The following is a 12,780-nucleotide window of genomic DNA, read 5'->3' as shown; positions in this document are numbered from 1 at the left end:
AATCTATAAGTTTAGATAAAAAATGGTAAGGGATGTTACAAATTAACATGAAAGGATAAAGCTAATGATTCTGAAAAGTGCATTAGACCTAAGGAAAAGTATAAATAGAGATCGTCAGAGATTGTACCGATTAGAAAAAAATATGGGGATTTCTAATCCGAATGTTATTCAATTAAGCCAAGAATTAGATAAAAAAATTTTTAATATGCAACAATTAATGGAAGAAATTCGCCGCACGTTATGAGATATATTAGTCTATTAAAATAGTAGTTTAATATATTTTAAAAATCGAACTTCAATAAAAACCAACTATTTGAAATAATAACCATATTATAAAGTCATTGATTTTCATACTATAGATATCCATCTAGAAACTCCGACAAGGTCAAAGAGCAGCCATGCCAATGTTTCTAGACCTAAGCGGATACTGGATATTTAAATAACTGTTTGTGAACTCGTCTCAATTAAATAGAGAAGTGTCGAGTTATCAAGTAGGACAAATATAATAAAAAGGAAGGACGTTCATTATGTTAAAGAATCATCTTACGTATAGAAAATCATTTGAAAAGTTAGTAAAAGAGAATAAACAAGAATTACTTAATGATAAACAAGTACTAGAAAAAATTGAAAAGCGTATAGAAAAACGCCATGAGTTGACAAAGCCAGTTTAACAAAGCTGGCTTTATTATGTTTTATATACTATACATATCCACCTAGCAAATTCGACATGGCCAAAGAGAAACCATGTCAAGTTTTCTAGACCTAATTTGAGGATTTTTAGCGTTGGACGTGAATTATTATGAGCAATCTCTATACATTTATTGAATAGTTCTTTATTACTGACAATAATTCTATATCCGTTTAAATAACTAGTGGTGAAGTATTGACATTCATTTATATTAATATCTTCACAATTAGATTAGCTTCTTGTCCGAATAGTTTAGACTTTGCACACTAGAATTAAACGGCATATGGGGTGGATTTCAGGGGGAAGGTACCAAAACCGTCATTCCGAACGAGGCACACGCCAATATCACCTGCCGTCTGGTCAATAATCAAAATCCAGAAAAAATCCAGGGCTTAATCAAAAATCATTTAGAAGAAAAAGCACCAAAAGGATGTACGGTTAAAGTAACACTCCAAGATACAGGGAATCCATTCCTTACCCCAATCGATCATCCAATGATTCAAAAAGCGGCTGAAGCCTATGAACAGGTTTATGGTACAGCACCTGTTTATAAAAGAGAAGGGGGCTCGATTCCGATTGTATCGGATTTCAACCAAGTCCTAAATTCTCCAGTTGTCTTAATGGGATTCGGCTTGCCGGATGAAAATCTCCATGCTCCGAATGAACACTTTAACTTAGAAAACTTTGATAAAGGTATTTTAACGATTTGTTCCTTTTTGGGATTGATCTGAATAGGTAGGTAAGGGAGGGATTACATAGTATCCCTCTTTTTTGTCGCTGGATGTGCCCCATTTTTTATAATAGACCTTTAAGAAAGATAGATATAAACATTTTCGCTTCATCATTTGAAGGATCATTGTCTCCAAATGAAAGCCAGTCATAAAGAGTACCGCGCATACACCTTGAGATGAAGAAACTGGTCTTAGTACTATCTGTTGATTTTGGCAGTTCTTTATTTTCAATGGCTTCATGCACAAACCTATTTAAAATTTTATATAAGCTTCTCTCCGAGTTGGCGAAAAAGTTTGCTTCATTTCTGATCAAGCCACTCGTATAAACACTCCTCATCAAATCTTCTCCCAGTTCATTTTTTAAGTATGTCATCTGTGCGTCAAAAAGGGAAATGACTTTGTCTTCAAAATGCATATGACTTGGTAAGGATTGAGCAAAATTTTCATAAAATGAATCTATTTCTTTAAATTTCTCTAAAAAAATATCGTATTTTGATGAGAAGTGGCCATAGAATGCCCCTTTTGAACTTTTGCTTTTTTGAACAATTTCATCGACGCTTACTTGATTAAACCCCTTTTTTTCAAAAAGTTTTAAAGCTGTCTGATAGATTCTCTGTTTTGTTTCTTCTGCTTGCTGCTCTCTCGTTTTCCTTTCCATGATCTAACACCTACTCGTAATGTAATTGATTCCTATTTTAACATAATTTGATAAATGTTATAATCTTATGATTTATAAAAATAATCAGAAAATTATATTGACAGCAAAAGTGCAATTATATTATCTTATAGACTATAGTCTATGAAATGTAAACGCTAACAAAGGGGGATGAAAGTGGATATAATCGGAAAAAGAACATTACGTTCACTATTAGCGGATAAGGTCAAGCAGCACGAGGAGAAGGTGTTTATTCATTTTGAAGATGCGAATGAACAACGGTATACAAAAACGTATAAAGAATTCCATAAAGAAGTGAACAAATTAAGTAATGCTTTCTTGAAGTTAGGACTAAAAAAAGGGGATCATGTTGTTTTACATTTACCAAACAATATGGAATTTTTCACAACATGGTTTGCATTGGCAAATATTGGCGCCATCATGGTCCCAACCAACATTTTATCAACAGCTGATGAGATGAAATACATTATTAATCATTCTGAGGCTATTGTATTCATGACTGAAGCTGAGTATTTAGAAAAGTTTGATGGGATACGTAGAGAAATACCAACGATTCAACATACAATCATTACTCGTTGTAACCAAGCGATTGAAGGGGTTTTTGACTTTAATGATTTAATAGAAAACTCATCTGATGGTACAGAAGCTTTCCCGGAGATACTGTCAGAGGATGTTGTAGCTATGCTTTATACATCAGGGACAACTTCCAAACCAAAAGGTGTACAGGTGACGAATGCAAATTATATTTATACCGGTGAATTAATGTCAAAATCCATCAATTTAACTGAGAACGATCGGCCATTCATCGTTTTACCATTATTTCATGGCAATGCACAGTATTACTCAACCATGTCTGCACTTGTCGTAGGGGCTAGTATTGCGTTTACAGAGAAATTTAGTGCATCGCGTTATTTTAAACAAGCAAAGGCCCTTGGTGGTACGGTTGGTTCACTATTTGCAGCTCCTATTCGAATGATACTGGCAAAGGAATATGACGAGAATGACCGGGATAACTCGATCCGTTTAATCCTTTTCGCACAGTCAGTAGCGGAACATCAATTAACCGAATTTGAAGGAAAATTCAATCTTAAACTGCTGCAAATGTATGGGATGACTGAGACCATTGGTATTCCATTAATCAATCCAATCAATGATATTCGAAAAAATATGAGCATCGGAAAGCCAAGCATTGGCTATGAGGTAAAATTACTTGATGAAAACGGATATGAAGTGGCTGATGGAGAAGTCGGTCAAATTGCTGTCAAAGGTGTTCGCGGCAGAACATTGATGAAGGGATATTTTAAGAATGACGAAGCAACAAGACAAACATTCAAAGGGGATTGGCTTTTAACTGGGGACAATGCTTATGTCGGAGAAGATGGCTATTTTTACTTTGTTGATCGGATGAAGGATATGATTAAGCGTTCAGGTGAAAATGTAGCAGCGAATGAAGTGGAAAGCGTGTTAGTCGAGCATGGAGCTGTTTACGAAGCTGCTGTTATTGGTATCCCAGATGAGATGCGGGATGAGGCCATCAAAGCATATGTCATAGTAAATAAAGGTAGTGCAGTGTCTGAAGCAGAGCTTATTAAACACTGCCAAGAAAGATTGGCAAAGTTTAAAGTTCCAGAATTTATTGAATTTGTAGAAGATTTTCCTCGTACACCTGTTGGGAAAATCCAGAAACATATTCTGCGTAAATTACTATCCATATAAGAGGATAGAAAGAACCGAGAAGTTGGAGAGGGTTTAACTTTAAGCAGCGAAAAAAGAAGCCAACGAGGAAATTTGATGTGTTACTTTTACCAGACTTTTTAAACATCATTTATAAGAAAGAAGGCGAATCTATGAAAAATGTCAAAGTATTATTAGCTAGTTTAGCTGGCTCCATCATTGAATGGTATGACTTCTATCTTTACGGAACAGCAACAGGAATTGTATTTGCTACTTTATTCTTCCCTTCAGAGGATCCGACGATCTCTGTTTTGATTGCTTTTGCTACTTTTGGAGCAGGTTATGCTGCACGACCTCTTGGAAGTATCATTTTTGGGCATATGGGAGACCGCATCGGAAGGAAGGCATCCCTGATGCTGACACTGATCGGGATGGGGGGAAGTTCGTTTTTGATTGGATTGCTTCCAACCTATGCGCAAGTTGGTTTAGTGGCGCCAATCGCGCTTGTCCTTTTACGTTTACTACAAGGAATTGCTCTTGGTGGTGAATGGGGTGGAGCTGTTTTACTTGCTACAGAATCTGCAACAAAAGGTGTGCGTGGTTTCTTTGGTTCGATTCCACAATTAGGTGTACCTATTGGATTAGTTCTCGGAACATTTAGTTTTACGTTAATTAGTTCATTAACGACAGAAGCACAATTTATGTCCTGGGGCTGGAGGATCCCATTCCTTTTTAGTGCAGTATTAGTCGTTTTAGCAATTTGGATTCGCAGCAGCATTGAAGAGACTCCTGAATTTAGAAGGAAAAAGGAACAAGGAGAGATTGTAAAGGTACCTATTATTAATGCCTTTAAATACCATAAAAAGGATATTTTTCGCTTGATTGGTTTAAAACTGGGAGACGGTTTTTTCAATGTATTTCTTATGTCATTTATCTTGTTTTATGCAACAACGTTTCTAGGTTATAGTCGTGATGTGGCATTATTGGGTTTAACACTAAGTTGTGCAACCATGATTATTTCGATTCCATTGACTGGATATTTATCTGACTTTATCGGTCGTAAAACCATCTATATCGGTGGGGTCGTAGCGTTGATCGTATTAGCCATTCCATATTTCACTATGATTGGGCAAAGTACAACTATGTTCTACATTATGCAAGTTTTATTATTAGGTGTGGTTTGGAGTGCCATTTTCGCTACGCAAGGAACATTTTTCTCTGAATTGTTCCCGGCCAATGTGCGCTATACAGGGCTTGGTCTAGGTTATCAAGTCGCTGCTGCAATTGTAGGATTTGGACCAATGCTTTGGACAGAAATGGGTGCGAAATTTGGTCCATCCCCAATTATATTCGGTGGATTTATGATTGTAGGACTAGTCCTTTCACTAGTTTTGGCAATATTTTCCCCAGACACCCGTAAAATTACACAATATAGCGATCAACATAATGGTCATACAGAGTTCGAGGAAAACGGTCAAAGAGATGCAAAAAAAGCTTAAATCTATTTCAGACCTGAATGGCGGTGCGAAATTAGGTGATGATTGTGTCGGCAGGACTGGCCCGGCCTATGCAGCGTCTAAGGGCGGCATTATTGCACTCACTAAATGGGCAGCTCGAGAAATAGGAGAATATAATATTACTTGTAATTCCGTCGCACCGGGGGCAACGGAAACAGCTATTACAAGAGGGGGCCCTTACGATACTAGTCATCAATCTATTAATCGTATGGGACAACCTGCTGAAATTTGCATCAGCTGTAAGTTATCTAGTTTCAAAAGATGCTAGTTTTATAACTGGTCAAGTGATTGTCGTTGATGGCGGCGCTTATATGTAATAAAGGAGAGGTTAGAGATGGATGTATTTGTAAGTGGTGTTGGCATTACACCATTCGGCAAACATATTGACTATTCATTAAAGGAGCTTTTACTTCAAGCCGCGAGAGATGCTTTAAAAGATGCAGGTCATCCGAGAATTGATGCGGTATTTGTTGGAAACTTCATGGGCGGGGCAATTGCTAACCAGGAAATTCTAGGCGCCATGCTTGTCAATGATTTAGAGCTTGGTCATATTCCTTCATTGAAAGTAGAAGGTGCATGTGCATCTGGAGGCATCGCCATTCGTCAAGCTGTGATTGGTATTTTAAGTGGTATTTATGAAAACGTACTCGTGGTTGGCGGGGAAAAAATGAAACATGCTGCGACAGACATTGTGACTCAAGCAATAAATGCAGCCATGGATAATGATTCAAGTGAAAAAAATGCTGGTTTAACATTCCCGGGTTTCTTTGGACTACTAGCTAATCGATATATGTATGAAAGTGGTGCAACAAAGGAACATCTGGCGAATGTTGTATTGCAAAATCGTTCATATGCAATAAACAATCCACTTGCACAATTCAGAAAGCCTACGACAATGGAAGAAGTTATGCAAGCTAAACAGATAACGGACCCACTTGGCCTATTCGATTGTTCTCCGATAACAGATGGGGCAGCGAGTGTAGTTTTAAGTAGAAATCCGAGTGCAGTTAAAATTCGAGCATCTGTTCAAGTGTCTGGTCCGACAAATATCCAGGACTTGGATTCCATTCTACAAATTCCCGCTATTATCCATTCAGGGAAGCTTGCCTACGAACAAGCCGGATTAGGCCCATCTGATATTGATGTTGTAGAGGTTCACGATTGCTTCTCCATCACAGAACTTCTTACTATAGAAGGGTTAGGCTTTTCCAATCGTCTCGAAGGTTGGAGATTCATTGAGGAGGGCCAAGCTGGATTAAACGGGAAAACACCAATCAATACAAGTGGAGGTCTTTTATCAAGAGGCCACCCAATTGGGGCAACGGGTACGGCACAGTTCGTTCAAATTGTCCTCCAATTAAGAGGAGTAGCTGTAAACCAAGTCAAAAATGCACGAATCGGAATGTCACAAAATTTAGGTGGCACTGGCGCTTACTCTGTCGTACATGTATTAGAAAGGGTGTGAACACTATGATTGTTTATGAGTATAAAAACAAGAGTTATCTGACAAAGCCATTTTCCTCCAATTTCGAAAATGAACAAATTCGTGAACGGAAAATTTCTGGTGAAGGTACCGTTTATTCTGTAACAACCATTTACGTGCCACCAGCGGAATTTGTTCAAGAAAGTCCATATACAGTTGCCATCATTCAATTAAAGGATGCCACACTAAAAGTAACCGCCCGTATGGAGGAACCAGTAAAAATAGGGGAAACGGTTTATTTCACTAAATTTGAAAACGGGGCTTATCATTTTAAAAAACTTGTGTGATTTTCGTTCCGTCCCTGGTGTATTAAATCAATTCCCGGACCTGTCACCATAGCCATTAAGCTAAGCAAATAATATCCTATTTTTTCATAATGGACCTATTCTTTTTTTGGAACCTAAAGAAGTGCATCTGCTTTCTACTCTTGATGGTGCAAATGGAAAGGTAAATGTTGATCAGTTCTATGTTGATGTTTACTTTGATAACGATTTGTTACTTTTTAGAATTGATCTGAATAGATAGGTAAGGGGGGCATAGCATCCCTCTTTTTTGCTGTGAGGGACTAAGTAAAAATGTGGTTATAAAGATATGTATGACATTCAACTTGTGAGAGGAAAATTCTGTGTCAATAATAAATTAAATCACGATGCAAAGGACGAACAGCAGTGTTTGATCAATTTCAATTTGTAATGTCTAAACTCCAAATAATCCCTTTCTTTTTTGTGATACAATTAGAGTAAACGGGCACGAATTGAGTGGTCTATTAATGAAAGAAGAAAAAGACCAAATGGATAATCAAGAAGAACAAGAAATCATTGAAAAAGAAATAGATCAAGATGCATTAGATGTAATCTAGTGGTTATATGACAAGACTTTTAAAGTGTTGGTAGATTGTTGATGAAACATATTTATGATTGAACTAAAGAAGGTGAGATAAATGTTAATCCAATGTACAAAATCCTTGCTTGATCAGCTGGGCATAAAGAAAAGTGAACTGTATCCTCCAGAAGTTCATGAGCAGTTCCCTAATAGCTTCATGGCATGGCACGCTAATTTTGTCAGTATTAATAGAAAAAAAGCGATTGTTTTGATGAATAATGAAACAAGGTATTCGATTGTTATCTATAGACCAAGTAAAAAGGATTTTTCCAAAATAAATGAATTAATTCGTGAGGCAATCACTACGGCTTTACGAATGGAAGGTGTCCGTAAAGAAGTCATTGAAGCATATATGGAAAAAGCGGGTGACATTACATTTTCGAAAACCGCAAGTAGAAGCATGGTAGCAAAGATGAATAGTGCGGTGCGTGAAATTGAGTTCGTGCAAGAATATTTAGATGAAAAGACAAGAATTCAACGATATATTAGCATGATAACCGGTAACTTTATTCAATTGTCTGGAAAAGATCCAGGGTTTTATCCGATTGAAAAAATGCTCAAATGCCTCAGCCTTATTTCTGGTCAGGAAGATCATGAAGCTGTGGAAGATGTTCTTGAAATCGACCTGTATCAACTGAAAATAAAAATCAATCTAGAGGGTCATGAAATTTGGCGAAGGGTTTTAGTGCCTTACACTTATTCTTTTAGACATCTACATAATATTATTCAAAGCGTTTTTGATTGGCATAACGCTCATTTACATGAATTTGTTGTGGAAAGAGCGGAAAGGAAGGACCTCAAAATTATGATGGATGACGATCCAGAGACGATGGAATATTTGGATTTGGAGGCATTTGAGAATCGTCAGGAGCGATTTGTTGGTCTAGAAGAAATTTTTCCAACCTATGGTGAAGTTGTATATGAATACGATTTTGGAGATTCCTGGGTACATACAATAACATTGGAAAAAGTCGTAAAATCAAATGAGTTTCGTGCATTATTTGTTGAAGGAATCGGAGAGAGACCTCCTGAAGATGTAGGAGGAGAAGGCGGCTATGAGGAATATTTGCGAATTATATCAGATGTAAACCATCCAGAACATGAGGACATGAAAATATGGGCCGAAAATCAAAAGGAAAGAAACATAAGCAAGGAAAAAATTAATCATAGACTTAAGCATATAATTAAAGGCTATCGATATTCATATTTTTTGTAATTAGATTGAAAAATAGGGGATTTACCTATCGGAATAAGCCAGGAGATCATTATTGGCTATTAGCACACAGTGTTTGAAAAAAAATTGAGGCCTATCCAAATAGTTCGCTTGTAAACAAGTGAACTATTTTTTTAGGAGGTAATTGGAAAAAATATGATATATATATATAAGGGGGATGTAATTTGAAGGGAAGCATGATCAAATTTTTTGCAACCGCTTTATTTACTTTACTTCTATTAATTTTAGTTGGATGTACCGAAAAAAAGGAAACTATAACTCAAGATGAGAATATAAAGACCATTGAAGCTGTATTACAAAATAGCCTAACAGGGCCGAGTGATGAATTGAAACAAATACTGGATAGAGAAAGTGAAGAAAAGTATGAAGCGTTAAATCAATATGAAGATAAGACATTTAAAGATTATTTTGCAAATGAAACGTCCCACAGAGATTTCGTAAATAACTACGGTTCGCTGGTAATGATTCAACCGAATAGTGATTATTACAATTTTAAGATAAAAAACATTGAATATGAAGAAGTAGATGCAAACGATAGCGTTTATAATTTCTCAGTAGAATTACAGTTCGAAAAAGAAGGCAGTGAAAAATCAGAAGCTGGGATCGTAACTGGGCAAGCGAATTTAACTGAAGAGCACAAAATAGAAGGAATGTTAATTCGTACTAAAGATTTTTGGAGCTCAAGGAGTAAAGAAATTAAAGATATTAGAGATAAATATGTAAAAGATGGAAAAGTATTATTGTTAGTTGCCCCAGACCCATCTCTTTCAGCAGGAAAACCGTATGGATACTTATTTCATTTCACGGCACCTTTTGAGACCTTTAAAGGGAAAGAATTAGCCATTTATGCTTACCATAAAGAAACCGGAGAAAAAATTACAGGGTTGTCCCCAGAAACAATTACAGAGCCGTCAACAGGATATTCCACTTTAGAACGATTCACTGCTACCTTTGCAATTCCAAAAAGCGGCTTATGGCGTTATGAAGTGGTATTAGATGGTGAATCTTATGCTGATGTTGTTTTAGCGGTTAAAGAATAAACTGTGTAATTTCATATTTTCATTGAAGAACGAGCAACTAAGCGAATTCAGTTGCTCTTTTTATATGCTTTTTTACTGTTAATAGATGTTCTGATTAAGGTACTAATTACGTTGTTAATTTAATTTTTCTCACCAATAACTGAACCCACTAGGTTGTGTGATTTGCTTCTTTTTTTACAGATTGCAGTATATGATTACGGCCATTGGAATGAATCACCTCTGACATTGTTTTTACCACCGAATGACAAAGAATGTACCAGAATGACAGACAGTTTACCCCTGCAATCTATCTGATGATAAAAGATATAAAACAATAGTTTTGAGAATCAAAATGTTATAAAGTATTGATTAAATTTCAATAAGATCAGTCTTCTGCAAACGGTCCAGATTAACTCTTGTATTACGTAGTAGACAATTACTGTGCAGCAAGAGTGTCTTCACTTTTAAGTTTCTTTGTGAAAAGAAGTACTTGTTATAAAGAAGAAGTTAATTTCAGGAAATACTGTTTAATACTTGACCTTTAGAAAATTATGCACTACAATCTGTAGTGGAAGGTGATCGCATTGGATATAAAGAAGTTCAATTATTCTGGGGAAGGTCTCTCAAGGTTTTTTGGACCTTTGGAAGCAAAGATACTCGAATTTCTCTGGGAAGGGGAAGAATTGAGTATTAAAGAGGTTCAGCAAAGACTTGAAGCTGAAAAGGTCGTAAGCTTTAATACAGTGATGACTGTGATGAAGAGATTAGTTGATAAGGGCGTGTTACAGAAACGGACAAAAGGTAGAACATCTTTATTTAAGCCTATCCAGTCAAAGACTGAGTTTCTTGAAGAACAATCAAAAAAACTTACTGAAAATTTACTGGATGAGTTTGGTGGTGTAGTCATTACTCATATGCTAGATTCTTTAACAGATATCGACGAAACATTGATGGACAAATTGGAACAAAAAATTACACAGTTAAAAAAGGATAAATCATGATGTGGTGGAAAAAGAAATCGGTATACCTTTTGGCTCTTAGTTTGCTTTTAGCAACATTTGTATGGATTCAGATGGGAATGTTTCTTACACATTTGGTTTTCGGAGTACAAATTAAGTTAAACCTTTTTAAATTTTGTCTTAGTTTATTCCAGGAAAATTCTTTATATTATAGTATTGCTATTTATGCAATGAATACGATCATAGCTCTTACTTTACTTGTGACATTAATCAAAGTTGTTGAGCAGTTCATCTTATTTTATAGATTTAAAAAAAGAATTATGGTTATCACAGATTGGGAATTATCTGAGTTTTATAGTGAAGTATTGGGGGACAACCATAGACTTACCATTGTAAAAAGCGAACAATCCCTTGCATTTACAATGGGAATAAGAAGTCCATCTATTGTTTTATCCACAGCATTAATTGATTTACTAGAGGATGAGGAACTAAAGGCCGTTATCGAGCATGAAAGGTTTCATCAGAATAATCGCGACCCTTTCCTTATCTTTATTCTTCAGATAATCGCGCAATCTTTGTGGTTTATTCCACTTACCAAGTGGTGTTATGAAAATTATAAGATAATCTGCGAAATACTGGCAGATGAATATGCGATTAAACATACTGGTTCACAGTTAGGGTTGGGTAGTGCTCTCTTAAAGCTTATCCGACATCATATTACGAATAAAACGGTTCCTATGACGGTTCCGTTCTCCGGAGAATCAATTAACTACAGGTTACAGCAATTGGTGGAGCCAAAAAGAGATATACCTGTTAAAATAAAACCTGTTACTATTTTTATCTCTATTTATGCGTTACTTTTATTTATAGGCATGATGTTTATTGCTCTTGCCTAATTTTTTAAAACGCAACACTACATTTTGTAGTGTTGTGGTTTTTGCTTATTGCACTACGGTATGTAGTGTTAAGATTGAAAAGGAGGAAATAAAAATGAAAAAAAATGTAGAAGTTGGAGCGTTTATTTTACGAGTGATGTTAGGAATCACTTTCTTTATTCATGGGTTAGACAAGTTTCAAGGGGGAATAGAGAACACAGCTGGGTGGTTTTCAAGTATTGGCTTACCTAGCTTTTTAGCATATGCAGTTGGGGGAATTGAATTAATTGGGGGTCTCGCAGTTATAGCCGGTCTTGGAACAAGAATTATTAGCACATTATTTGCTGTCATCATGCTGGGAGCAATACTAAAAGTTAAAATCGGTAGCGGGTTTTTGGGTGGATATGAGTTAGACCTTGTATTAATGACAGTAGCTATTTTCCTTTCCTTAAAAGGAACTACAATTCTGAGTATTGATTCTAAGTTACCAACACGTGATCCAAAAACAGTGGAGGAATCTGTATGAAAACCAAAACTTTAAACTTATTACTAATAATAGTTCTTGTACTTACAGGATGTGGGGGTGGGAAATTGGATGAATCCTTGACTTTACATGACCATAACAGAAATTCAATTACCTTCCCACAGGAAAACCCGACATTATTTTTCTTCATTACTACATATACTTGAAGTCATTGTCAGAAGCAACTAGTTCAGTTGCATAAGAACCTTGATAAATTAAATGATTTGGATGTAAGTATGTATATCATTAGTGGAGATACTCCTGAACAACAATTAGAGTTATATAAAGCATTAGAAGTAAATTATGGTCAAAGTCTTCCATTTGTTTCAGACCCCGAATTAAAGATGATAGAGCTTTTTAAAATGAAAAATGGGGATGTTGCTAACAGGGGATATGGAATATTAGATGAAGAAGGAAATGTCGTATTCAATACGATTAATGATAACTGGGGAGAACAGCTTGATAAGACTGTAAAAGAGATAAAAGAGGAACTTGAAAATATGCATAAAGGTTAAAGGG

The 12,780-nt window shown here is 36.0% G+C and carries 13 protein-coding genes and 2 pseudogenes; 14 read left to right on the top strand and 1 reads right to left on the bottom strand.

Annotated elements, in window-relative coordinates; genetic code table 11:
• Nucleotides 1-64 precede the first annotated feature (64 nt).
• The 3 genes and pseudogenes from QFZ28_RS15970 to QFZ28_RS15960 form a co-directional block, all read left to right on the top strand.
• On the top strand, nt 65-244 hold the full coding sequence (locus tag QFZ28_RS15970) for an aspartyl-phosphate phosphatase Spo0E family protein (RefSeq protein ID WP_307195553.1): 180 nt from the start codon (nt 65-67) through the stop codon (nt 242-244).
• Between the two features lie 283 nt (nt 245-527).
• Nucleotides 528-671, top strand: coding sequence for an FbpB family small basic protein (locus tag QFZ28_RS15965; protein WP_307195552.1), 144 nt, complete (start codon nt 528-530; stop codon nt 669-671).
• A gap of 280 nt (nt 672-951) precedes the next feature.
• A pseudogene (locus QFZ28_RS15960) lies at nt 952-1,419 on the top strand (M20/M25/M40 family metallo-hydrolase); the annotation flags it as partial.
• A 64-nt stretch (nt 1,420-1,483) separates the two neighbouring features.
• Here QFZ28_RS15960 and QFZ28_RS15955 read toward each other — a convergent pair.
• Nucleotides 1,484-2,077 (bottom strand): TetR/AcrR family transcriptional regulator, encoded by a 594-nt coding sequence (locus tag QFZ28_RS15955; RefSeq protein WP_307195551.1) that lies wholly within the window; start codon nt 2,075-2,077, stop codon nt 1,484-1,486.
• Between the two features lie 174 nt (nt 2,078-2,251).
• Here QFZ28_RS15955 and QFZ28_RS15950 point away from each other — a divergent pair, with 174 nt between their 5' ends.
• From QFZ28_RS15950 to QFZ28_RS15900, 11 genes and pseudogenes are all read left to right on the top strand, one after another.
• Nucleotides 2,252-3,811 (top strand): AMP-binding protein, encoded by a 1,560-nt coding sequence (locus tag QFZ28_RS15950; RefSeq protein WP_307195550.1) that lies wholly within the window; start codon nt 2,252-2,254, stop codon nt 3,809-3,811.
• A 131-nt stretch (nt 3,812-3,942) separates the two neighbouring features.
• A complete protein-coding gene (locus tag QFZ28_RS15945; protein WP_307195549.1) occupies nt 3,943-5,268 on the top strand; it encodes an MFS transporter in 1,326 nt (441 codons plus the stop codon).
• Nucleotides 5,216-5,554 (top strand): SDR family oxidoreductase, encoded by a 339-nt coding sequence (locus tag QFZ28_RS15940; RefSeq protein WP_307195548.1) that lies wholly within the window; start codon nt 5,216-5,218, stop codon nt 5,552-5,554. The genes QFZ28_RS15945 and QFZ28_RS15940 overlap by 53 nt, the downstream gene beginning before the upstream one ends.
• Nucleotides 5,555-5,620: 66 nt before the next feature.
• On the top strand, nt 5,621-6,751 hold the full coding sequence (locus QFZ28_RS15935) for a thiolase C-terminal domain-containing protein (protein ID WP_307195547.1): 1,131 nt from the start codon (nt 5,621-5,623) through the stop codon (nt 6,749-6,751).
• A 5-nt stretch (nt 6,752-6,756) separates the two neighbouring features.
• Nucleotides 6,757-7,056, top strand: a complete 300-nt coding sequence (locus QFZ28_RS15930; RefSeq protein WP_307195546.1) for a Zn-ribbon domain-containing OB-fold protein — start codon at nt 6,757-6,759, stop codon at nt 7,054-7,056.
• A 653-nt stretch (nt 7,057-7,709) separates the two neighbouring features.
• Nucleotides 7,710-8,867: a plasmid pRiA4b ORF-3 family protein gene (locus QFZ28_RS15925; protein ID WP_307195545.1), complete on the top strand. Its 1,158-nt coding sequence runs from the start codon at nt 7,710-7,712 to the stop codon at nt 8,865-8,867.
• 194 nt (nt 8,868-9,061) lie between these two features.
• The gene (locus QFZ28_RS15920; RefSeq protein ID WP_307195544.1) at nt 9,062-9,925 is read left to right on the top strand and encodes a hypothetical protein; all 864 of its coding nucleotides are present in this window, start codon (nt 9,062-9,064) and stop codon (nt 9,923-9,925) included.
• 563 nt (nt 9,926-10,488) lie between these two features.
• On the top strand, nt 10,489-10,905 hold the full coding sequence (locus QFZ28_RS15915; RefSeq protein WP_307195543.1) for a BlaI/MecI/CopY family transcriptional regulator: 417 nt from the start codon (nt 10,489-10,491) through the stop codon (nt 10,903-10,905).
• A 188-nt stretch (nt 10,906-11,093) separates the two neighbouring features.
• Nucleotides 11,094-11,759, top strand: a complete 666-nt coding sequence (locus tag QFZ28_RS15910; protein WP_307195542.1) for a M56 family metallopeptidase — start codon at nt 11,094-11,096, stop codon at nt 11,757-11,759.
• Nucleotides 11,760-11,853: 94 nt separating this feature from the next.
• Nucleotides 11,854-12,264, top strand: coding sequence for a DoxX family protein (locus QFZ28_RS15905; protein ID WP_307195541.1), 411 nt, complete (start codon nt 11,854-11,856; stop codon nt 12,262-12,264).
• Nucleotides 12,265-12,443: 179 nt separating this feature from the next.
• Nucleotides 12,444-12,776, top strand: a pseudogene (locus QFZ28_RS15900) (redoxin domain-containing protein); the annotation flags it as partial.
• Nucleotides 12,777-12,780 lie beyond the last annotated feature (4 nt).

The sequence above is a fragment of the Neobacillus niacini genome, from assembly GCF_030817695.1.
In the GTDB taxonomy this organism is placed as follows: domain Bacteria; phylum Bacillota; class Bacilli; order Bacillales; family Cytobacillaceae; genus Neobacillus; species Neobacillus niacini_F.
The sequence above is the reverse complement of the archived record's forward strand: the minus strand, read 5'-3'. Positions and strand labels throughout refer to the sequence as shown.